General features: G+C 36.0%; 17 protein-coding genes. 10 read left to right on the top strand and 7 right to left on the bottom strand.

The window, feature by feature from the left end:
* Position 1 precedes the first annotated feature (1 nt).
* Positions 2–3,655 carry a DUF6443 domain-containing protein gene (locus ACL9RH_RS13605; protein WP_422693913.1) on the top strand — a complete coding sequence of 1,218 codons (3,654 nt, stop codon included), beginning with the start codon at positions 2–4 and terminating at the stop codon, positions 3,653–3,655.
* An 18-nt stretch (positions 3,656–3,673) separates the two neighbouring features.
* Entirely contained in the window at positions 3,674–4,048 is a 375-nt protein-coding gene (locus ACL9RH_RS13610) for a hypothetical protein (RefSeq protein ID WP_422693914.1), read from the top strand.
* Positions 4,049–4,669: 621 nt separating this feature from the next.
* Here ACL9RH_RS13610 and ACL9RH_RS13615 read toward each other — a convergent pair.
* The 3 genes from ACL9RH_RS13615 to katG all read right to left on the bottom strand — a co-directional run bounded on the left by ACL9RH_RS13615 (position 4,670) and on the right by katG (position 9,529).
* A complete protein-coding gene (locus tag ACL9RH_RS13615; RefSeq protein ID WP_422693915.1) occupies positions 4,670–5,791 on the bottom strand; it encodes a MutS-related protein in 1,122 nt (373 codons plus the stop codon).
* Between the two features lie 457 nt (positions 5,792–6,248).
* Positions 6,249–6,863, bottom strand: a complete 615-nt coding sequence (locus ACL9RH_RS13620; protein ID WP_422693916.1) for a hypothetical protein — start codon at positions 6,861–6,863, stop codon at positions 6,249–6,251.
* A gap of 389 nt (positions 6,864–7,252) precedes the next feature.
* Entirely contained in the window at positions 7,253–9,529 is a 2,277-nt protein-coding gene (gene katG / locus ACL9RH_RS13625) for a catalase/peroxidase HPI (protein ID WP_422693917.1), read from the bottom strand.
* A 416-nt stretch (positions 9,530–9,945) separates the two neighbouring features.
* Between katG and ACL9RH_RS13630 the strand changes: the two genes are divergently transcribed.
* Together ACL9RH_RS13630 and ACL9RH_RS13635 are read left to right on the top strand one after the other, a co-directional pair.
* On the top strand, positions 9,946–10,413 hold the full coding sequence (locus ACL9RH_RS13630; RefSeq protein WP_422693918.1) for a heme-binding domain-containing protein: 468 nt from the start codon (positions 9,946–9,948) through the stop codon (positions 10,411–10,413).
* A 4-nt stretch (positions 10,414–10,417) separates the two neighbouring features.
* Complete coding sequence (locus ACL9RH_RS13635; protein ID WP_422693919.1) at positions 10,418–10,828, top strand: thiol-disulfide oxidoreductase DCC family protein; 411 nt, start codon at positions 10,418–10,420, stop codon at positions 10,826–10,828.
* 110 nt (positions 10,829–10,938) lie between these two features.
* Here the strand turns inward: ACL9RH_RS13635 and ACL9RH_RS13640 are convergent, their stop codons facing one another.
* Entirely contained in the window at positions 10,939–12,378 is a 1,440-nt protein-coding gene (locus tag ACL9RH_RS13640; protein WP_422693920.1) for an alpha-amylase, read from the bottom strand.
* Positions 12,379–12,565: 187 nt separating this feature from the next.
* On the opposite strand from ACL9RH_RS13640, the gene ACL9RH_RS13645 reads away from it, so the two are divergent.
* Both ACL9RH_RS13645 and murA read left to right on the top strand, forming a co-directional pair.
* Positions 12,566–13,240, top strand: a complete 675-nt coding sequence (locus ACL9RH_RS13645) for a DUF4290 domain-containing protein (protein WP_422693921.1) — start codon at positions 12,566–12,568, stop codon at positions 13,238–13,240.
* Positions 13,240–14,547 carry a UDP-N-acetylglucosamine 1-carboxyvinyltransferase gene (gene murA, locus ACL9RH_RS13650; RefSeq protein ID WP_422693922.1) on the top strand — a complete coding sequence of 436 codons (1,308 nt, stop codon included), beginning with the start codon at positions 13,240–13,242 and terminating at the stop codon, positions 14,545–14,547. The genes ACL9RH_RS13645 and murA overlap by 1 nt, the downstream gene beginning before the upstream one ends.
* A gap of 137 nt (positions 14,548–14,684) precedes the next feature.
* On the opposite strand, the gene ACL9RH_RS13655 is transcribed toward murA, so the two are convergent.
* Both ACL9RH_RS13655 and ACL9RH_RS13660 read right to left on the bottom strand, forming a co-directional pair.
* Complete coding sequence (locus ACL9RH_RS13655; protein WP_422693923.1) at positions 14,685–14,996, bottom strand: NIL domain-containing protein; 312 nt, start codon at positions 14,994–14,996, stop codon at positions 14,685–14,687.
* 153 nt (positions 14,997–15,149) lie between these two features.
* Positions 15,150–15,818 carry a YiiX/YebB-like N1pC/P60 family cysteine hydrolase gene (locus ACL9RH_RS13660; RefSeq protein ID WP_422693924.1) on the bottom strand — a complete coding sequence of 223 codons (669 nt, stop codon included), beginning with the start codon at positions 15,816–15,818 and terminating at the stop codon, positions 15,150–15,152.
* Positions 15,819–15,919: 101 nt separating this feature from the next.
* On the opposite strand from ACL9RH_RS13660, the gene ACL9RH_RS13665 reads away from it, so the two are divergent.
* Positions 15,920–16,621: a response regulator transcription factor gene (locus tag ACL9RH_RS13665; RefSeq protein WP_422693925.1), complete on the top strand. Its 702-nt coding sequence runs from the start codon at positions 15,920–15,922 to the stop codon at positions 16,619–16,621.
* Positions 16,622–16,651: 30 nt separating this feature from the next.
* A complete protein-coding gene (locus tag ACL9RH_RS13670) occupies positions 16,652–18,019 on the top strand; it encodes an ATP-binding protein (protein WP_422693926.1) in 1,368 nt (455 codons plus the stop codon).
* 33 nt (positions 18,020–18,052) lie between these two features.
* Here ACL9RH_RS13670 and ACL9RH_RS13675 read toward each other — a convergent pair whose 3' ends face one another.
* Positions 18,053–18,898: an EamA family transporter gene (locus ACL9RH_RS13675; protein WP_422693927.1), complete on the bottom strand. Its 846-nt coding sequence runs from the start codon at positions 18,896–18,898 to the stop codon at positions 18,053–18,055.
* 327 nt (positions 18,899–19,225) lie between these two features.
* Between ACL9RH_RS13675 and ACL9RH_RS13680 the strand changes: the two genes are divergently transcribed.
* Together ACL9RH_RS13680 and mgtA are read left to right on the top strand one after the other, a co-directional pair.
* Positions 19,226–19,924, top strand: coding sequence for an MgtC/SapB family protein (locus tag ACL9RH_RS13680; RefSeq protein ID WP_422693928.1), 699 nt, complete (start codon positions 19,226–19,228; stop codon positions 19,922–19,924).
* Positions 19,925–19,944: 20 nt separating this feature from the next.
* The gene (gene mgtA / locus ACL9RH_RS13685; RefSeq protein ID WP_422693929.1) at positions 19,945–22,617 is read left to right on the top strand and encodes a magnesium-translocating P-type ATPase; all 2,673 of its coding nucleotides are present in this window, start codon (positions 19,945–19,947) and stop codon (positions 22,615–22,617) included.
* Positions 22,618–22,724 lie beyond the last annotated feature (107 nt).

Here is a 22,724-nt window from a genome sequence, read left to right on the forward strand (position 1 = left end):
AATGAGAAATTATAAACTATTATTTTTAATAACCATTATTTTGAGTAATTTTTATTATGCTCAAAATACAGGGCCTTCCCAAACTGAAAATTATATATCCATTAAAAATTATATATCAAAAGGTTCTGATACATTGGCAAAACCACCCACGCAGACCGTCCAATATTTTGATGGAATTGGAAGAATAAAACAAATCATCGGAGTAAAATCTACGTCTAAGGGCAGGGATATAGTTACTCATGTAGAATATGATCAGTTCGGAAGACAGACAAAAGAATATTTGCCCGTTCCCCAGAAAGTGACGCAAAACGGAGCCTTGTACGCTAATCCTCTTGAAAATGCTACTGACCCTAACATATACGGTAATGAGAAAATATATTCTGAGAAAATATTGGAAAGTTCACCTTTAGACAAAATTCAACAGCAAATACAAGTAGGAACAGCCTGGAGTAACAAGCCAATACAATTTGGATATGACAGAAATATTGATGGTGAGGTAAGAAAATATGTAACTTCTACAACATGGGTAGACGGAGCTACAATTTCCGTATTAAGCTTATCAGGAACTTATGGAAATAATCAATTATATAAGAATAGTAAACTTGATGAAGATAATCTTCAGGCGGTTGATTTTGTTGACGGGGAAGGTAGAATCATTTTAAGCAGAAAAATTATCAATGCCTCCGAAAAAGCAGACACTTATTATGTATATAATGAATACGGACAACTTGCTTTCGTTATTCCTCCTCTAGCCTCTGTTTCAGGAAATACTGATACAACAACTCTTAATACACTTTGCTACCAATATCGCTATGATAATAAAAACAGATTGGTAGAAAAAAGATTACCAGGAAAAGATAATTGGGAGTTAAAAGTATATGATAAGCAAAATAGAGTCATACTTACCCAAGACCCTATGCTTGGAAGCATAAATAACAATTTTAATAAAAAAGGTTGGATATTTACCAAGTACGACCAGTTTGGAAGAGTTGTTTATACAGGATTTTTCACTAATAGTGCAACAAGGGCATCAATGCAGACAGCGGTCAATAATATGAGTGCCAATCCTGGAAATAATGAATCCAGAACTACAACACCATTCAACCTCAACGGTACCGATGTTTTTTATACAAAGAATGCTTTTCCTACAGGAAGCATGACCCTATTGAGTGTTAATTATTATGACACATATCCATTGGGCGCTCCAATCCTTCCGGGGCAAATTCTTGGACAAAATGTACTGAAGGATGATCCAAATTCTTCGACCAGTACAAAAAGTCTTCCTCTTGCAACTTTCACTAAAAATATAGATGACGACAATTGGACTAAAAACTATAACAGATACGATACCAATGGAAGGTTAATAGGAACACATTCTGTGAATTATCTTGGAGGATATACCCGTAGCGAATCTCTGCTTGATTTCAGTGGGCTGCTTAAAGAAAACCATACCTACCATAAACGTTCCGCCAATGACACAGAAACTCACATTAAAAAAACCTTTGAATATGACAGCCAGAATAGGCTTTTGGCCCACAAACATCAGGTAAACAATAAACCAGAAGAGCCTATTCTTCTAAATACGTATAATGAACTTGGGCAGGTTACCAATAAAAAAATAGGACAGGATGATGACGGCAACCCACTTCAATCTATAGATTATACCTACAATATCCGTGGATGGCTAACCTCTATCAATGATCCTTCCCATTTGAGATCTGATGATATTTTTGCGATGAAGATCAAATATCAGAATCCTGAAGATATCAATTACGGAGTAGCCCGTTATAATGGAAATATCTCAGAAATTGATTGGAAAACGGCATTAGGAGACGGAAATTACCGCAGATACGCTTATCAATACGATGGATTAAACCGTTTAACACAAGGGATTTATCTTACACCTAACATCACCTCTAATAGCCAGAACCATTATTATGATGAGACGATGACTTATGATATCAATAGTAATATTAAAACCTTAAACCGTTATAAAAGTCCTCCGCCCGGACAAACTACACCTTTACAGATTGATGGACTTGTATACGATTATGATCTTGCTGGAAATTCTAACCGTCTGATTAAAGTTACTGATCAGAAAATGAATTCTTCCGGATATCCGTTGGGAGGTAATCTCATTACTTATGATGCCAATGGTAATATGTCCAATCATATGGATAAGCAGATAAAAGTAATAAAATATAATTATCTCAATCTTCCTGTTTCAGTAAATGCAATAGTAGACGGTTTTACTCCAGGAATGAATGAAGGCACCCTTCATACCTATAAATACAGGAGCGATGGATCTAAATATTACAAAAAGGTGGATAATGTAAATCCTTACAGTACAGATTATTCAGAAACTGATTATCTTGATAGTTTCCAGTATGAAAGAACCTATACTAAAATAAATACGTCACAGAATAGTTCTGACAGCGGTTATATGCTTAAATTTGTTCCAACTACTGAAGGTTTCTATAGTTTTGAAAGACAAGAGTATATTTACAATCTAAAAGATCATCTAGGAAATATCAGGTATAATATTGCCAAAGCCGATGGTGGAGGACGTATTTTGATGGAAGAAAGTAATTATTATCCTTTCGGATTAAAGCATGAGGGATATAATAATGGTTCCCACCTTTATGAATATGGAATTAAAAATAATTATAAATATAATGGTAAAGAACTCCAGGAAACAGGGATGTATGATTATGGTGCAAGAAATTACATGCCTGATCTTGGAAGATGGGGGGTAATAGATCCAATGGCAGAAAAAATGAGAAGATGGTCTCCATATAACTACGCATTTGATAATCCAATGAGATTTACTGATCCTGATGGAAGATCTCCATTGGGCTGGGGCTTAAAGGGAACACGATGGGAATGGCATGACAAAGTGACGAAAGATAATTATAAATCTATGGGATATAGTGATTATTCTGACGGATATACAAATAATGTATATGACACTGATAGAAATTCAAAAGTTACTTTAGGTCCAGGTGGACCTGGAGATTGGTCTGAAGCTAGAACCTACAATGAAGGTACAAATCATATAAACCGTACGTATTATGGTCAATGGTTCTCCCAGTTGAACGGAAATGCTTCATCATTTACAGCTACATCATTTGACTTTACGGCAGTTGATTATAATGCAGGTTTGAAAAATTTTAATTTTGAGGGCTTAGATACAAATCTTAATATAAAACTAATTAATGTAAAAGGTGGACTTTCTATGCCATATGTAATCGGTAGTAATTCAAATCTTCAAGGTTATTTAGAAGGAACAGTCGCAGAAGCAAAATTAAGTTTCACAACAAGTACGTTATCTACCTATGTATCAGCAAAAGGCCTAACTGGTTTTGTGGGTGCCAACTTTCAATCTAATAAATATGGATGGTCTGCTGATGTTGGTGCCTATGCTGCATTAGCTGAATTTGAAGGAAATTGGACAGCGACCTCTCCTGGAGGGAGATGGGGAGCAAGCTTCACAGGCTCCATTCCAGTTGGAGCATCAGGTGCAAAAGGAGGTGCATCTTATTTTTACAATCCTAAAAATGATAGTTTTTCTGTAGGGGTTTCAGGAACTGTAGCAGATGGTCTAGGTGTAGGTGGAGATGTAAAGTTTAATTTTCCAAATCCTTTCTCGTATTAATTTTTAACATTCAATATTATGAATACGACCTTACAAATAATACTTCTTATAATTATATTTTCAAATTCAGTGTTTTTGGTGTTAGGAAAAAATATATCACCCTTTAAAATATTGAAATTAAGTTGGATTATTGCGCTATTAGATATTTTAGCAATTTTATTTTTCTTTAAACTGAAGCAGTCCATTATTCTCTACATTACATTTACATCAATCATTGTTGTATTTACTTTAGGATTAAGGAGTTTCGTAAATAATTATAGCACCAATACATTAGAAAATCACGATAATAGAAAAAGATTTGTAAATTTTTTCGCTTATTTTTTACTTTTCTTTTTAATCATGCTTACCATTGGAGTTATGAAAAATCTTTTATTTGATTCTCCTTTAGAATAAGCTGTGATTTTAAAATCCATTATTATGAGAATGCTTATTATTAATAGGTAAAATAAAAAAGCCACCGCAGTTGCGGTGGTTTTTTTATACTATACACACGCTTTTTCCTTAAATCAAATTAATAATCTAAAGTTCGCATTCCTCCTTATAAAATAATCAGTTCCGGAGTAATAAAAGTCAACAACTGTGCTTTGTCAATTAATAAAGATTCCATAGAAACAGTGATTTTTTTTCAGATAATTACGGAAACCATATCCACAAAAAGTAAATAGTACAAAAAAAGGATCTCAGAAAAGCTATAATCAAAGGGAGCGGATAGAAGATAAATCAAATTTTAAAAGATGCAGAAATCATTCGAAAGTAACTCTTGAGCAATTGACATGACTATAATTTATTATTTAAGTTTAGAAAGCCTGTAAATTTAAAAGAGAGGGTTAATAAAAATCTTCATATTTTGTTTTATAGTTTCTTCACTTTTTTCTGTATTATTTAGTAGCTTTTTTGAGTAGCGAAATCTTATCATCATATAGCTTTTTATCAACTCAGCTTCATCTTCTCCAATGATAATACTTTCGTCATTTTCACTTCTCTCATTCTTTGAAATTGAAGCTTAATGAAAATTCAGGAATTTAAAAGTTCATTTAAACCATATTGATCAAATAGCAATTTTCCTATTTCAAGTCTGGACCAACCTTCTTTCAATTTATAAGTAAACAACAGCTTATTATTTTCTAAGAGGCATTCTAAATTTAGCAATAAAACGTTTTTATTTTCAGTTAAATGATTTTCAATAAGATTTAAATGTGTGGAGAAAATAAAAAAAGAATTTTTAAACTTAGATAATCCATTTACCGTATTGACCGTAATTTGGGATGCGTCATTAATATTGGTTCCACTAAAAATTTCATCAAACACAGCGAAACAGTTTTTAGATTGTAATTCTAACAAAACATTTTTCACATTCATTATTTCCTGAGCAAAATGACTATATCCCTCTTTGAGATTATCATTAACAAAAAAATATAAAAAAATACGATCATAAAACGGGATATTACAATAGGTAGCCGGAACTGCAATTCCCAAATGAGCAAGCAAAACAATGGTACTAATTGATTTCATGGTAGTAGATTTCCCCGACATATTCGCTCCTGTAAAGACAATCGTGTTTTTATCCTTCACATCTAAAGTATTCTTAACCGCCTTATTCAAATCTAAATGGTAGAAATTTTTAATAGTAAAAGTAGTATCAGCGTTAAATTCTGGAAACACCAGATTATTTACCTTAATTCCTTTCGCGATACTAGAATATACATCAAACATGTAGAAGAAATTCCAAAATAACTCAAAATTTCCGGCTTCAATTTGGGGAGTAATTTTTACAAGAATATCTTTTCGTTTTTTAAAGTCAAGTTCTTGGTTATACGATTCATTCACAGGCAAAAAATTGATGAAAGTAATCATTTTGTCAATCTCAGAAGAATATTCCAAACAGATTTCTTTCCTTTGGAAATTCCTCAGCATCAATCCAAAATGATAAAAGAAGTCAATGAGCAACGAAATATTAGTATTAATTTCTTTAAAATACTCACGATACTTAATGCTTGTAAAATAATTATATTGACTTGCATCAATTTCGTCCAGAAACTTTTGAATAGAAGAGATTCTTTGTTCTTTAATTTCATAGGAATCAATCATATGAAAATTTGCCAAAAACAGTTTCAATATTTGCTGAACATTCAGCATTTGCTGTTTGTTAAAAGATTTTTGGCTGAAAAATGACAGTAAATACTGCCTGGATTTTCTTGTTTTAGTGAAATTGAAATGCGCTAACAGATCAGAAATATTTTCCATGATTCACTTGTGTTAATGTTTTTTTATCTGTAAAGCTATTTATTTAATTCTGAATTACTTTAAAAAAATCTTAAAACCTATGAACATTGAAACCTTAATCATTATTTACAAAAAGTAGTAAAATGACTGGCTCTACCGCTACAGGTAAAACCAATCATTTTATTTTTTAATACAGGAAAATATATTTACAGAATTTGTGAATTCAAATGATATCTTATAAAATTATTTCATATGTCTTCAGGTATTAATATTTATTGATTTATACCCTTCTTAATAAATGCTTATTATCAAATTTCTTTATTATTAACTGCTTCAACTATTATAATTTTAACTGTAAATATCTCTCCAATTAAATTCCTCCTAGTATTTCAAAAAAGTAACTGAAAGCTCCAGGACCTGAAAGAGTCATTACCCCAGTTGATTGATTTAATGTAATTACGGTGTTTAAAAAACTGATGGTACTAGGTGTACTATTAGCCCATGATAAAACTGTACCTGTATTATCTAATGGTGTTTTTATAGTCCCATCGTATCCTTTTAACTGCACATCAATAATCTTGACAGGATTGGCCACACCCATTCCTACTATAGTAAAATCACCATAAGTGTATGCCGAAAAAGCGGAGTTGTTAGCTTCACTACTTCCATCTATATAACATATAAAACGTATTCTTGCCATAGTATTAGTAGCAGGAAAAGTAGCAATAACCGAAGAAGCACCAGGACGAAACCCTCCCACTACTTTTGTATAACCATTAGGAGCATATTGTACCGAACCATCTGTTTTATTCCCATACAAAGGTACATGGTTTCCTCCTGCTAAAGATGTAGGAATATTGACTACCGGGGTCTGACTAAGTCTCAATGATCCTTCTATATCTAATGTCTTTTGTGGGCTCGTAGTATTAATACCCACTTGCGAATAGGCTAATGTAGAAAATACAATAGCCGCTGATGTTATCAAATGTTTTTTCATTTCCTCTAGTATTTATAGCGATAAACAAACTTAATCAGAGATGAATGAAAAAGAACAAAACAAACATACTCATTGAGTACTCTTTTTGCTTATAAAAGAATAACTACATCTTAAGTATTTATTGAGTATATAATAAAATCAAATAATACAATATTTCAATTATGAGTATTAGCTATTCTGATAATGGATGAACAGAATGGATCCTCTTTATAGAAAATAATCAATACCAGACAATCTTTATCTTTATTTCCCTTTCAGTATTTTCAATTGTTTATTTGCATTAGTATCTTCTAAACCCAGTTATAAAATCGTTCTAAATAAAAAAGACGATACTCAATATCGCCTTTTTTAGATTATTTTTCATTTTTACTTTTATCTTAGATCAGATCAAACCTGTCCAGATTCATTACTTTCGTCCATGCAGATACAAAGTCATTTACAAATTTACCTTTCGCATCGGCACTTCCATATACTTCAGCTACCGCTCTCAGTTCGGAATTGGATCCGAAAACAAGATCAGCGCGACTGGCCGTCCATTTGGGTTGCCCGGATGAACGATCAGTTCCTATATAAAGTTCTTTATCTTCCGACATGGCTTTCCACTGTGTTCCCATATCCAAAAGATTTACAAAGAAATCGTTGGTCAGAGCTTTTGGACGGCTTGTAAATACACCATGTTTTGAACCGTCAAAATTAGTATCTAAAGCTCTCATTCCTCCTACTAAAACAGTCAGTTCCGGAGCAGTAAGAGTTAATAACTGCGCTTTATCAATCAATAAAGATTCTGTAGAAACCGTGAATTTTCTTTTCAAATAATTACGGAAACCATCAGCAGCCGGTTCAAGATACCCCATAGATTCTACATCGGTTTGTTCCTGAGAAGCATCCATTCTTCCTGGTGCAAAAGGAACTTTTACTTCATGTCCGGCATTTTTTGCAGCAGCTTCTACAGCAGCACTTCCTGCTAAAACAATTAAATCTGCTAAAGATATTTTCTTACCTCCGATTTGAGAATCATTAAATTCTTTCTGAATACCTTCCAACACATCCAATACTTTCTGTAATTGTGCTGGGTTATTCACCTCCCAGTTTCTTTGAGGTTCCAGTCTTATTCTTGCTCCATTAGCTCCACCACGTTTATCACTTCCTCTAAAAGTTGAAGCGGAAGCCCAAGCAGTAGATATAAGTTCAGAAATATTCAATCCTGAGTTCAATACTTTCGATTTCAATGCTTCTATATTGTTGGCATCCACCAATTCATGGTTTACTTCAGGAATAGGATCCTGCCAGATCAATTCTTCTTGTGGAACATCTGGCCCCAGGTAACGGGCGCGTGGTCCCATATCTCTATGGGTAAGTTTGAACCAGGCTCTTGCAAAGGCATCTGCAAAAGCGTCAGGGTTTTCATAAAAATGTCTTGAAATTTTTTCGTAAACAGGATCCAGTCTCAAAGAAAGGTCTGTTGTTAACATCGTAGGTTTATGTTTTTTGGAAGAATCGAATGCATCAGGAATAATATCTGCTCCGTCTTTTGCTACCCACTGATGAGCTCCTGCCGGGCTTTTCGTAAGTTGCCATTCGTTTTCGAAAAGGTTTTTGAAGAAATAATTACTCCACTGAGTAGGCGTTTCTGTCCAAGTCACTTCCAAGCCGCTGGAAATAGCATCTTTTCCGCTTCCTGATTTATAGCTGCTTGCCCATCCTAATCCCTGCTGCTCTATTCCAGCTCCTTCTGGTTCTTTTCCTACATGATCTGCCGGGCCTGCTCCGTGGGTTTTTCCAAAGGTATGTCCTCCCGCAATTAAAGCGACAGTTTCTTCATCGTTCATCGCCATACGTCCAAAAGTATCGCGAATATCTTTAGCAGCTGCAATTGGATCAGGGTTTCCATCCGGTCCTTCAGGATTTACATAGATCAATCCCATTTGTACTGCAGCTAATGGATTTTCAAGGTTTCTGGAATGAATATCTCCGTCTGCTTTATCATCTGCGGATAATACTCCGTGCTTTTCCACCACGCCTTCAGATCCATGTGCATAACGTACGTCTCCTCCTAACCATGTTTTTTCAGATCCCCAGTATACATCCATTTCCGGTTCCCATACATCAGGGCGTCCTCCGGCAAATCCAAATGTTTTGAAACCCATAGATTCAAGGGCGATATTTCCAGTAAGAATCAGAAGGTCTGCCCAAGATATATTTCTTCCATATTTTTGTTTAATCGGCCACAAAAGTCTTCTTGCTTTATCGAGACTTACATTATCCGGCCAGCTGTTTAGCGGTGCAAAACGCTGTTGCCCTGCTCCTGCTCCTCCCCTTCCGTCTCCTACACGATAAGTTCCGGCACTGTGCCACGCCATACGGATGAACAACGGTCCGTAATGTCCGAAATCTGCAGGCCACCAGTCTTGTGAATCTGTCATTAATGCATGAAGGTCTTGTTTTACGGCTTCAAGATCAAGGCTTTCAAAAGCTTTGGCATAATCAAAATCTTTATCCATAGGATCAGACAGCGATGAGTGCTGACGCAGAAGATCTACTCTAAGCTGATCCGGCCACCAATCAGAATTTTGGGTTCCTCCACCTGCTACGTTTTTCTTCATTGTTCCGTTGTGAAACGGGCATTTACTGATGTCATTCAAATCGTTTTCCATTTTCGTTTATTTTGTTATTGATTAATACAGTTTAAATTTTATATTGTAAGAATAAGACAAACCTACAACGTTTAAATAATAAATACAATCTATTAATTTTTATTTCAACGATAGTTAAAAACTATATAATAATATTTAAAACTCTTTAAGAGCTAAGACATAATTGTGGTATTAAGTTAGGAATTTTTTAAATTAACTTCAATAAAAACAGCATCATAATGTTCAATTTAGAATCACTCAACGTAAGAATTGATATAAAAAATAAAAGAAAAGTTGGAGGAAAAAATTCCCCCTAAGCAAAACATAGCTCAATATTATTTCCATCACCACTTTTTATTTTGGCTTAATCTGTCTCTTTTCTGTACTAAAAAATAATTTGACTATCTTTAAGTTACCAAACATGAATATTCCTACCTATGAAAAAAATAATTATTGTTATTCTCGTAGCTTTTATTATGATTCAGTTTTTCCCGATCGATAAGACCAATCCTCCTCCTACACCGGGTATGGATTTTTTAAAGATTAAACAGAGTCCGGAGAAAGTGGCTAAGATGATCAGAACATCATGTTATGACTGCCATTCCAATGAAACGGAATATCCCTGGTATGCCAGTATATCACCGGCATCATGGTTTGTAAAAAAAAATATCAGCGAAGGGCGGAAACATCTTAATTTTTCTACCTTTGCAGTGTATGAACCTAAAAGACAGCTTCATAAACTGGAAGAATGCATAGAAATGGTTGAAAAGAAAGAAATGCCGCTGGAATCTTATTATCTGGGGCATCAGAGTGCTAAACTAACTGATGAGCAAAGGGCAGAACTTGTTCATTATTTTAAAAGAGTAAAGGAAGATACTGAAAGGGGAATCATGTTTAATAAGTAAAATCATGGAAAACTGGGAGAACAAACATATTGTTTTTTTTGACGGAGATTGCGGAGTCTGCAATTTCTGGGTACAATGGATATTGGAAAGAGACAAGAAAGACCAATTCATGTTTGCCTCACTTCAATCTGAGTTCGGGCAACAATTTTTATCAGAAAGAGGATTGGAAACAAAAGTATTCAACACCTTATATCTCTGGAAACCTAAACAGTACTATCAGATAAAATCGAGAGCTGTACTTGAAATTGCCAATATATTAGGAGGGATCTATAAAATTTCTGTTATTGGAAAAATTCTTCCGGCATTTTTAAGTGATAAAGCTTACGACCTTGTTTCAAAAAACAGAATGAAGCTTGCCAACCAAAAGTGCTATTTGCCTGATCAGCATCAGAAAAAGAAGTTTATTCAGGTGTAACTGAAATTTTCAAAATCGACTCAGTATACTAAAGATTACAAAAAGACTGCTCCATTGCTGAAGCAGTCTTTTTTATGATGAAGATATTTATCTGACAAGATATTTTCAGATTACTGATTCAAAGACCATATAGAATATGAATTCGGTGGACACTGAATTTTCACCCACTTATCACCTTGTGTAGTCGGATACCAGCTTGAACTTCCTGTAAAATCTTTGATCTGCTGGTTGCTCCAATTGGTTTCTACCCATCTTTCCTGCCAGCTTGACGAAGTGTTTATGTAAACAACCAATCCTGGATTTCCGTTATATCCATTACGTCTTGCGATATATTCATCGTTGTCGGTGTACAGAATAGAAGTTGTCCCAGTTGCTTTATTGTTGTGAATCCAGATCAGATTATTGAGTTTGTCTTTATTCAGCCATTCTTCATAATCTCTGTAAAAAATGGTTGGATACCCTTCATGCGTCAAAATATAAGCATAGGCCGGCATTTTGTTATAAATAATATCAGTATCATGGTTCGCCACAAAGGTTACCGCCTTATAAGGATTTCTTTTCCACATCATATCATCATTCAGGACGTTTAGATTACCGTTATCGAAGGCTTCATCCATTTTATAATAGGCTGCAAAATCAAATACAGAACTGTTGGCATTGTTAGCCCACCATTCCAGTGTATTGACATTAGAGTCCCATAATTCTCCTACGGAAAATCCACCCACTTTAGAATTCCAGGTATTAACAACCCATGGTCCAAATCCTTTAACGTAGTCAAATCTCCATCCGTCAAACTTCATGACATTTTTATAGTACTTTGCCACAGAATCATCTCTTCCCCATAACCAATCTTGTACGTATGGATTGGCGTGGCATAAATCCGGAAAGCCTCCAAAAGCTCCTTCATCATTATTACCATAGGCGTTTTTATAAAAATCATTATAATTTCTTGGAAATTTTCCCGAAGCAATTCCTGAAAAGTTGGTCCAGGTATTGGTTCCTGTATAAGGATTGGCTTCAGACTGTCCGCCACTGTTATGATTGATCACAATATCTGCATATACCTGCATATTCTCTGCATGAGCTTTGGTAATCAAGGCTTCTAGCTCTGCCCTTGAACCAAACCGTGTTTCTACACTCCCGTTTTGGTTAAAATTTCCAAAGTCGTAATAATCGGTAGGATCATATCCCATAGAGTAAGCCCCATTCTGAGCTTTGGAAGCTGGGGGAAGCCATACGGCTCCAATTCCGGCATTGGACCAGGCCGTTATTTTATCTTTTACGGTATTCCACCAATTCCCTCCATCAGGTACATCCCAGTAGAACCCCTGCATGAGTACTCCACCTCCGGGACCAGCAACAAATTTACCCTGTACAGATCCTGATCCTGAACCGGTACTGAATGGCCGTCCATCATGATTGGTCACATTGACGGTTTTATTATGAACTTCCTGCTGCGGGGAAGTTTCCGTAAGAGATTCATCACTGCTCTGGCAAGATTGAACAACAGCTAATGCCAGTAAAGAAAGGAAAAAGTATGTTTTTTTCATCGTAAATAATAATTATGAATATAATAACTAAGTTACAATTTTATTAAAAACAAATTCAATTCAAAGGGAAATATTTTAATTTTCAACAATAAAACAAAACAATTATCATTTGAAATTTTCATTAAAAAATCATAAATTTTTAATATTCTCGAAACAATTTTTCTTTTAATCCATATATTTGCATACTATGGAATACAATACCCAAAAAACTCAGCTTCATATGCCGGAATACGGCAGAATTATACAACAGTTGGTTGAGCGCTGTAAAGAACTTCCTTCCAAAGAAGAAAGGAATGAAATGGCTATGGCAATCATCGATTTTATGGGTCAGAGAAACCCACAACTTCGCGACGAGGAAAATTATAAACATAAACTTTGGGATCATCTTTTTATCTTGGCAGAATATGATCTGGATGTAGAATCACCTTACCCATTCCCTACCAGAGAACAGCTGGCAGAAAAACCAAAAAGAATGGAATATCCAAAACTTCAGGGTGATTTTAAATTTTACGGAAAAAGTATTCTTCAACTCATTGAAAAAGCCATTGAACTTCAGCAAGGTGATGAAAAAGAGGCCCTGATTGAGGTAATTGCCAACAATATGAAGAAGTCTTATAATGTATATAACAAGGAACACGTAACTGATGATGTCATCTTCCGCCACCTGAAGGAATTGTCTGAAAACAGGTTAGATCTTACTGGAATAGATTCTCTTGAGAAAAGTAAAATCTATTATACAAGTAATAACAACAACCGAAATAACAATAACAGCAATAACAACAGGAACAACAACAATAATAAAAATAATAATAACCAGCCTAACAAAAGAAGGCACAATAACAATCATAAAAACAGAAAATAATGAGTGGAACATTTCAGATAAGAGGAGGAAAAAGACTGCAGGGGGAAATTACTCCACAAGGGGCTAAAAACGAGGCTCTACAGATTTTATGTGCGGTTTTGCTAACGGACGAGGAAGTAAGAATTAAAAATATTCCGGATATTCATGATGTTAACCGACTGATTGAAATTTTGGGTGACTTCGGAGTTAAAGTAACTAAAAATGGCCAGGGAGATTATACTTTCAAGGCTGATCAGGTTAACTTCGATTATATAAAATCCAACGAATTCAAAAAAGACGGCGCCAAGCTACGTGGGTCAATTATGTTGATGGGTCCTATGCTTGCTCGTTACGGAGAAGCTTATATGCCTACTCCGGGAGGTGATAAAATAGGAAGAAGAAGACTGGATACTCACTTCCAGGGCTTAGTAGAACTGGGTGCAGAGTTCAATTATGACGAAGAAGAATATTTTTATTCTTTAAAAGCTAAGGAACTAAGAGGAAAATTCATTCTTTTAGAAGAAGCTTCTGTAACCGGAACAGCCAATATCGTAATGGCAGCTGCCCTGGCTAAAGGAAAAACCAGAATTTATAACGCAGCGTGTGAGCCTTATCTTCAGCAATTGTGTAAAATGCTGAACAGAATGGGTGCTAATATTTCAGGAATCGGTTCTAACCTTCTGACCATTGAAGGAGTAGATTATCTTAGAGGAACTGAACACACCATGCTTCCGGATATGGTGGAAATCGGTTCTTGGATTGGTCTTGCCGCAATGACAAAATCTGAAATTACCATCAAAAACGTAAACTGGAACCAATTGGGAGTGATCCCGAATACTTTCAGAAAACTGGGTATTCAGCTTGAGCAAAGTGGAGACGACATCTATATTCCGGCTCAGGAACATTATAAAATTCAGAAATTTATTGATGGTTCTATCCTTACCATTTCAGATGCACCGTGGCCAGGATTTACTCCCGATCTACTTTCCATTATTCTGGTAGTAGCTACTCAGGCCAAAGGAAGTATTCTGGTTCATCAGAAAATGTTTGAGTCCCGATTATTCTTTGTGGATAAATTAATTGATATGGGTGCACAGATTATTTTATGTGACCCGCACAGAGCAACAGTAATCGGATTAAACCAGGAAGCTCCACTAAGAGGAACAACCATGGTTTCTCCTGATATCAGAGCAGGAAATGCTCTTCTGATTGCAGCCCTTTCTGCTGAAGGAAAATCAATTATCCACAATATCGAGCAAATCGACAGAGGATACGAAAATATCGATGGAAGACTAAAAGCCATTGGTGCTGATATCGAGAGAATTTAAAATTATTTTTATTGAAATAGAGCGTTCAGACTATTCTGAACGCTTTTTTTGTATTCTCTTTTCCAGAAATCAAGACAGAAAAAAAGCGCCTGATAGAAATCAGACACTTTGAGTAATTAAAACTATATGAATCTCTCTTAAGAATACTTTCTGCAGATATACTCCACGGTTGTACTCAAAAGTTTATTTTTATTCAGATAAAACTCCAGTTGCTGATAGTCCTCTGAATTTACATTAATATATAACTGTACTGTACCAAAACTGTAGCCGTTCACATATTCCACATTAGCAGACAACACTCTATGACATATTCCCAATTGATTGTAGATGGTATTCATCAAATGCTCAAATTTCATTTTGCCATTCAATTCTATTTCCAGGATCAATTCTTTTTTAGACAGGTTCAATTTATTTTGCAAAACCTGCAGGCCGGGATTAGTTGTAATCATTGCTAAACATTTTTGGTTAAACATTACCAGATCGTCATGCATTCTGCATTAAATCTGTGACAAAAATATAAAAAAATATTAGTCCACCAAATTAGTAGACTAGTATTTTTTAAATTTTAACAAAAAAAGAAGCTTTTCAGCTTCTCTTGAGTTTTAAAGTTCTTTTATTCTTTCCAGTTTATCAGATCCTGCCAGTCCGTTGGGATTACATCCTGGCTCTCCTTCAGGTACTTTTATATTTTTCTTTTGATAAAATTCTTCCCAGAATGTATTGGTTTTTCCTGTTTTAGGATCAATGAACGTCATAGGTTCCAACTTAAAGATATGTTCTTCGCGGAATGCTCTTTCTATAAAATCTGAGCAGTAATAGGAATGGTCATCCAAAATATAATTGAAATTATAAGGTTTCCCGAGCATTGTATTGGCCTTTTCAAGTGCTTTTGGAATCCCTTGCTGATATTCCGGTTTCAAACGGTAAACAACAACTTTCTGTCCATCGTTTTGCTGATCTTTAACAAAATCCTTTAAACTTTGCTTTTGAGAACCTCCTTTTGGGGCGGCATGCAGTACAAACATTTTGTTTCCTTCTTTTTCTACTATGCCAATATGATCAAAAGACGCTGTTTTCTGCTTTTGAGTGACATTATTAATGGCTCCGGAAAGTCCTGTCTCTTTTGCCGTTACAAAGAGAAGATCTCCGTTTTTAAGAGATGAATTGTGATAGGCACTGCAACTTATTATGCTGATAACCCAAAAGAAAAGAAGTCCTGCAACAAAAGCTTTTTTTGTTGTTTGATGAGAAAGTATTTTAAATTCTGACATTCGATTATTATTTCGGTGCCAAAATTACAAAATAGAAATCATTACATTTGTGTAACCTATTGAACGATTCTTCTTATCAACCTAAACATTCCAACATTCTTATGCCACATATTTTATTAGTTGAAGACGATGACAGGCTTTCCAAACTTATAGCAAAAGGACTTCAGGAATCTGAATTCAATGTTACGACAGCCTATGATGGAATGACAGGATTGAAACTGGCCTTGCAGAATAATTTTGACCTGGTAGTCACCGATATTGTGCTTCCGAAAAAAAGCGGTCTCGAATTCTGTAATGAAATAAAAGCCTTAAAACCCAATCTTCCCGTTGTCATGCTTACCGCACTCGGAACGACAGATGACAAACTGGAAGGATTTGATGCCGGAGCCGATGATTATATGACCAAACCTTTTGAGATGCGTGAACTGGCAGCCAGAATTAAGGTATTGCTCAAACGCTTTTCAAACCAAAAACAGCAAAAGGTCTTTATTTTAAAATATGAAGGAATAGAAATGAATCTTGAGCAGAAAACAGTAAGCCGAGATCATCATCCTATTAAATTAACCCCCAAAGAATTCAACCTGCTGAAATTTATGATGGAAAATTCCGAGAGAGTTCTTTCCCGAAGTGAAATTGCCGAAAAGGTATGGGAAACCCACTTTGACACAGGAACCAATTTCATCGATGTTTACATAAATTATCTCAGAAAAAAAATTGATAAGGATTTCGAAAGTAAACTTATTCATACCAAAGCCGGAATGGGATTTATCCTAAAAAAAGATTACGAAACAGGTTTAGCTTAAAGATCATCAGTACTCAATAAAAATAAACGGATGAAAATAAGAACCAGACTTACGCTGCTTTTTACTTTAATTACGGCAATGCTTTTAAGTGTTTACAGTATTTCCATTTATTATTCTTCAAAAGAAGCCAGGGAAAAATCTTTTTACAGTGAACTTCAAAATGAAGCCATAGCCAAGGCGGATCTGTATTTTCAAAGTTCTCTGCCGGAACAGGAAATGCATAAACTGTATCAGAATAACAACAGAACCCTTAATGAAGTTCAAGTTGCCATTTATGATACTAACAATCAGTTGATTTATCACGATGATGCTAAAGTGGATTACGTAAAAGAAACTCCGGAGATGCTTTCCGATGTTTATCAACAGAAAAAGATAAGTTTTTTCCTGAATAAGTTACAGGTTATTGGAATGGTGTATCATCACAATGGAAAATCTTATGCTGTAACTGCCGCTGCTTATGACAAATACGGCTATGATTACCTTTCTCATCTTCTTACCATTAGTATTGCATCTTTCATCAGTATTCTGGTTCTGATTTATCTGGCTGGAATTTTTCTTTCCAAAAAAGCATTAAGCCCCCTGAGTGAAATGGTAGTTCAGATCAAGAGAATTACCGCCGGAAAGCTACAGTTAAGATTAAAAACAACAGCAGAAAAGGATGAACTTAATGAGCTGGCACAAAATTTCAACGGAATGCTGGAACGCCTGGAAAATTCTTTTGATTCTCAGAAACATTTTGTCTCCAATATTTCACATGAACTCAGAACGCCTTTGTCTGCCATTATTACAGAGCTGGAACTTGCTTCTGAAAAAGATTTGACTAAAGAGCAGTATCAGCAAACAATTCGTTATGCTCTGGATGATGCCCGCAATATGGTAAAACTTTCCAACAGCCTGATGGATCTTGCCAAAGCGAGCTATGATCCCAACGAAATCAGCTTTACAGAAGTACGCCTCGATGAAGTTCTTTTGGAATCTTATACTAAAATTATCAGAGAAAATTCTGTGTATAAAGTTTCTTTAAATATTGAAAGTACGATAGATGAGCATCAGCTTGTTATTCAGGGAAATGAATATCTGCTGCATGTGGCATTTAATAATCTTATAGACAATGCCTGTAAATATTCTCCTGAACATATGTGTTCTATAGATGTAAAAGTAGATTTCCAAAAACTCTACATCAGCTTTTCGAATACAGGAATTACCATATCACCGGAAGACCTGGAACATATTTTTGAACCATTTTACAGAAGCGAAACTTCCAGAAAGGAAAAAGGGTACGGAATCGGTTTATATCTTACCGAAAAAATCATTCATCTTCATCATGCTCAATTAAAGGTGGCTTCGGAGGATCATAAAACTGTTTTTACAGCGATTTTCCATCACAAAGAAGTTTAAATCTTCTATACCTGATGAAAAATATTTTTAACCTTATCCTTTCAACCCTTTATTAAAAACGGTTGTCCCAATACTGGCACCAATCACGCAGAGAATAGAAATCCACTGCAGAAAAGACAATTCCTCTGCAAGAAAAATCAATCCGGAAAGCGCAGCAAATGCGGGTTCCAGACTCATCAGAATACTGAAGGTTTTGGCAGGAATTTTCTTCAAAGCCATCATTTCCAACGAAAATGGTAAAGCACTGGACAGAATGGCAACACCAAGACCTTTTACAAAAATGGCAGGCGTAAGACTGAAAACAGCCCCGTCCCAAATGGCAAAAGGAATAATCACTAAACTGGCAAACAGCATTCCTGTTGTAACGGCATCTTTTCCGTCCATCATTTTGGAAACTTTTCCACCCATCACAATATAAACGGCCCAAAATAATCCGGCCAGAAAAGCCAGCCCAAGCCCGACCAAATCGACATGATCGCTTTTCCATGGGACAATAAGAAGAATTCCTGCACAGGCCAACAATGCCCAAACGACATCCAACACTTTACGGGAAAGCACAAGTGCCAGAAATAAAGGTCCTGCAAATTCTACTGTAACTGCCAATCCCAAAGGAATTCTCTGGATCGCCATATAAAAGATAAGATTCATCGCAGACAACCCTACTCCATATAAAGCGCAGTACAACCAATTCTGTTTTGTAAACTGTAGAAACTTAGGTCGGTTAATTACCGTCAGCAAAATAGCTGAGAGTACAATTCTTAAAGTAACTGTACCAATGGCGCCAATAGCAGGGAAAAGCTGCTTGGCAATGGAAGCACCTCCCTGCACACATATAATGGCGAGAAGTGTAGCGGGTATTGCAATGTTTGACTTCTTCATCTATAAAATTTATCGTTCACTAAACAACCAAAAACCTAAGTTCATCACTATAAAAGGGGATAACTTACAAAGTTATCGATTTTATGTCTTAAAAAACAGATCCTTATATAATATCCTGAAAATCGCTTCATTTTCGAAGGTCCGAATCTCTAATCATTTTCTAATAATATTCTAAAGTTTCTCTAACAGCTTTCCTCTAAAAAGAGGAATACCTTTGCAGCAGACAAAAACCCCTATGGATACAGACTCATCCCATTATTGCAACAACTAAGCATTCACCCTTATACCTTTTTGTATATCAGCTGAATGCTATAAAACAGAAAGGTTATGACCACATTAGAATTTACACTCCGTCTTTTCACAGCATTTGCCCTGGGCGCAAGTATAGGCTTCGAGCGCCAATGGCGGCAAAAAAGTGCTGGCCTTCGTACCAATACTCTGGTATGCCTGGGCTCAGCAGCATTCGTACTTCTTTCCATTAGAATTGGAGGGGATGCCACCGGAAGAATTGCTTCCTATATTGTAAGCGGCATCGGCTTTTTGGGAGGTGGCGTCATCATGAAAGACGGGCTTACTGTACGAGGCCTTAATACTGCCGCTACCATTTGGTGCTCTGCATCTGTAGGTGCGCTCAGTGCAATGGGATACCCACTTGAAGCCGCCATCACCAGTGGATTTATCATACTTACACACGTTATTCTCCGCCCTTTGGGACTCAGACTTAGCAATACAATCAGCAGCAGAAATCATTATACAGAATATTTAATCAGCATTAAATGTAAAAGTGAGGTAGAAAATCACGTCCGTGTACAGCTGATGCAGTCTTTAAGTGGGAATGATAAAGTATTATTAAAATCTCTTACCAGCGATGATAACGGTGTCCCTGAAAATGCCATCATCACTGCAGAAGTTCATGCTTCCACACCACAGGATAGCTTTATGGAAAAAACAGCCAGCAGATTGACAATCGAAGATAAAGTCATCAAAGTAAGCTGGGAAATTATAGGAACAGAAAACGATTTATAACATTTGAAATAATTGAAGCGATGTTAAAAAAATCTTCAAACAAAAATCTCAACTCAGCAGCTCTCGTAAAATTGAAAGAAGCCGCTGCAGAGAACGAAAAAATGGTATACGCCATGCTTGAAACTTCAGAAGAAGGACTCAGCGAAAATACGGTAAAAGACCGATTGAAAATTTATGGAAAGAATGAGATTGCCACTCAGAAAGCACCTTCATGGCTGAAGCAGTTTGCCCATTCTTTCTTTAACCCTTTCAATTATATTCTGGCCTGTATAGCCGTGATCTCTCTTTTTATAGATGTGATCCTTGTCCCTGCAGAAGAAAAGGACCTCAGCACCAGTATTATCATTTCAGTGATGCTGCTTTTCAGTACCACCTTACGTTTTATACAGGAGTTCAGAAGCAATAAGGCTGCCGAGGCTTTAAAAAAAATGGTTAAAACCAGCTGCCTTACCAAAAGAAAATTCAAAGAAAGCGAAGAAATAGAAATTACAGAAATTGTACCCGGAGATATTATTATTCTTTCTGCCGGAGATATGGTTCCTGCAGATTGCCGGATTCTGAAAAGCAAGGACCTATTTATAAGCGAATCTATTCTTACAGGAGAAGCTCTTCCCGTAGAAAAAAATGCTTTCCCCATTCATGATGCACAACACAAAAACCCTCTTAGTCTGCAAAACATCTGCTATATGGGAACCAATGTTGTAAGCGGATCCGCAATGGTAGCCGTTGCAAACACCGGTATTTTCACCTATTTCGGAAGTATCAGCAGAAGTCTTGTTTCTAAAAGACCTGAGACGGCCTTCGATATTGGAGTCAACAAAGTAAGCTTCCTGCTTATCCGTTTCATGTTGGTGATGACTCCCGTTATTTTTCTTATCAACGGACTTGTAAAAGGAGACTGGCTGCAGGCTTTATTATTTGCCATCGCTGTCGCTGTAGGTCTTACTCCTGAGATGCTTCCCATGATCGTTACTGCAAATCTTGCCAAAGGTGCCGTTAACATGAGTAAGAAAAAAGTGATCGTTAAACGTCTGAATGCTATTCAGAATATTGGAGCCATGGACGTTCTCTGTACCGATAAAACAGGAACTCTTACTCTTGATAAAATTGTATTGGAAACTCACCTCAACGTTCGCGGAATTGAAGATGATGAAGTATTGAAATGGGCCTACCTCAACAGTTTCCACCAGACTGGCCTTAAAAATCTTCTCGATCAGGCAGTTTTGGACCACGCTGAAGTTCATAACCTCTTAAAAGCAGATGAACTTTATCTGAAAGTGGACGAAATTCCTTTTGATTTTGAAAGAAGAAGAATGTCTGTTATTCTAAATACTTCACAAGGAAAACATCTGATGATTTCAAAAGGTGCTGTGGAAGAAATGCTTTCTCTTTGTCAGTATGCCTTAGATCCTGGAGAAGATCACAGTCTGCATATTGAAAATGACAATATTGTTCCATTGAATGATGCCATGAAGCAGCAGATTATCAAAATGTCTGAAAAACTTAATGCAGAAGGATTACGCGTGCTGTTGGTTGCCATCCGTGAATTTGATGGAAACCATCCGCTGAACTATTCGGTTGCTGATGAAAATAATCTTACTCTGACTGGTTTCATAGGATTTCTTGATCCTGCCAAACCTTCTGCAGAACCAAGTATCAAAGCTTTGCATAAGCTAGGCATAGAAGTAAAAGTCATCACAGGAGACAATGATATTGTGGCTAAAAAAATATGCCATGATGTGGGAATTCCCATCAATACCATTATGCTGGGTGATGAATTGGAAAATATAAGTGATGAAGAGCTCAGCAAGGATATGGATCTTTACTCCGTTTTTGCCAAAGTAAGTCCCTTACAAAAGCAGCGTATTGTAAAAATATTACGATCTAAAGGGCATACCGTAGGATTTATGGGAGACGGAATTAATGATGCCGCTGCCATTAAAGAAGCGGATGTTGGAATTTCCGTAGATACCGGTGCAGACATTGCCAAAGAAAGTGCAGATATCATCCTTCTGGAAAAAGATCTTATGGTCCTAAGAAGCGGAGTTATTTATGGAAGAAGAACCTTCGGAAATATCATCAAGTATATAAAAATGACAGCCAGCAGTAATTTTGGAAATATGTTCAGCATGATTGGGGCCAGTGCTCTCCTTCCATTTCTACCCATGCTTCCCTTGCAGATTCTTACTCAGAATTTACTCTACGATGTATCTCAATCTTCCATTCCCTGGGATACGATGGATAAAGATTTTCTGGAAAAACCAAAAAAATGGGAAGCAGGCAGCATCAAGAAGTTCATGCTTTTTATAGGGCCTTTAAGTTCCATTTTTGACTATATGACTTTTGCAGTAATGTTCTTTATCTTCAAAGCTAATACTCCTGAGCAGCAAACTTTATTTCAAACAGGTTGGTTTGTAGAAGGTTTGCTTTCTCAAACACTTATTGTACATATTATCAGAACGAAAAAAATTCCTTTTATACAAAGTTGGGCAGCCGCTCCTGTAGTTGCGCTAACCAGTCTCATTATCTTGATTGGAATTTTGATTCCTTTTACTCCGCTAGCCGTGTATCTCAAAATGCAGCCACTTCCTTTAAGCTATTTCCCTTATCTGGTTGCTATTTTAACAGGATACTGTATTCTTACCCAATTTGTAAAACAGTGGTTTATCAAAAAATTCGGACAGTGGTTGTAATTAAAAAACACTTTTTCTGCAGACGTTTGAAGCAATTCGGATATCTGTAGAAAAAAAGAAATATTATAGACGAAAAAAACCTTTCAAGTTTACAATAAATTTTCACT

This window comes from Chryseobacterium sp. Mn2064 (genome assembly GCF_049319685.1).
In the GTDB taxonomy this organism is placed as follows: Bacteria; Bacteroidota; Bacteroidia; order Flavobacteriales; family Weeksellaceae; genus Chryseobacterium.

Excerpts from the sequence above, each read along its gene's own strand:
- ACL9RH_RS13635 (WP_422693919.1), top strand. The coding sequence starts at position 10,418 with ATGGAAAACTGGGAGAACAAACATATTGTTTTTTTTGACGGAGATTGC.
- ACL9RH_RS13640 (WP_422693920.1), bottom strand. The coding sequence starts at position 12,378 with ATGAAAAAAACATACTTTTTCCTTTCTTTACTGGCATTAGCTGTTGTT.
- ACL9RH_RS13630 (WP_422693918.1), top strand. The coding sequence starts at position 9,946 with ATGAAAAAAATAATTATTGTTATTCTCGTAGCTTTTATTATGATTCAG.
- ACL9RH_RS13615 (WP_422693915.1), bottom strand. The coding sequence starts at position 5,791 with ATGCTGAATGTTCAGCAAATATTGAAACTGTTTTTGGCAAATTTTCAT.
- ACL9RH_RS13675 (WP_422693927.1), bottom strand. The coding sequence starts at position 18,898 with ATGAAGAAGTCAAACATTGCAATACCCGCTACACTTCTCGCCATTATA.
- ACL9RH_RS13610 (WP_422693914.1), top strand. The coding sequence starts at position 3,674 with ATGAATACGACCTTACAAATAATACTTCTTATAATTATATTTTCAAAT.
- ACL9RH_RS13670 (WP_422693926.1), top strand. The coding sequence starts at position 16,652 with ATGAAAATAAGAACCAGACTTACGCTGCTTTTTACTTTAATTACGGCA.
- ACL9RH_RS13680 (WP_422693928.1), top strand. The coding sequence starts at position 19,226 with ATGACCACATTAGAATTTACACTCCGTCTTTTCACAGCATTTGCCCTG.
- mgtA (WP_422693929.1), top strand. The coding sequence starts at position 19,945 with ATGTTAAAAAAATCTTCAAACAAAAATCTCAACTCAGCAGCTCTCGTA.
- ACL9RH_RS13655 (WP_422693923.1), bottom strand. The coding sequence starts at position 14,996 with ATGATTACAACTAATCCCGGCCTGCAGGTTTTGCAAAATAAATTGAAC.
- ACL9RH_RS13605 (WP_422693913.1), top strand. The coding sequence starts at position 2 with ATGAGAAATTATAAACTATTATTTTTAATAACCATTATTTTGAGTAAT.
- ACL9RH_RS13665 (WP_422693925.1), top strand. The coding sequence starts at position 15,920 with ATGCCACATATTTTATTAGTTGAAGACGATGACAGGCTTTCCAAACTT.
- katG (WP_422693917.1), bottom strand. The coding sequence starts at position 9,529 with ATGGAAAACGATTTGAATGACATCAGTAAATGCCCGTTTCACAACGGA.
- ACL9RH_RS13645 (WP_422693921.1), top strand. The coding sequence starts at position 12,566 with ATGGAATACAATACCCAAAAAACTCAGCTTCATATGCCGGAATACGGC.
- murA (WP_422693922.1), top strand. The coding sequence starts at position 13,240 with ATGAGTGGAACATTTCAGATAAGAGGAGGAAAAAGACTGCAGGGGGAA.
- ACL9RH_RS13660 (WP_422693924.1), bottom strand. The coding sequence starts at position 15,818 with ATGTCAGAATTTAAAATACTTTCTCATCAAACAACAAAAAAAGCTTTT.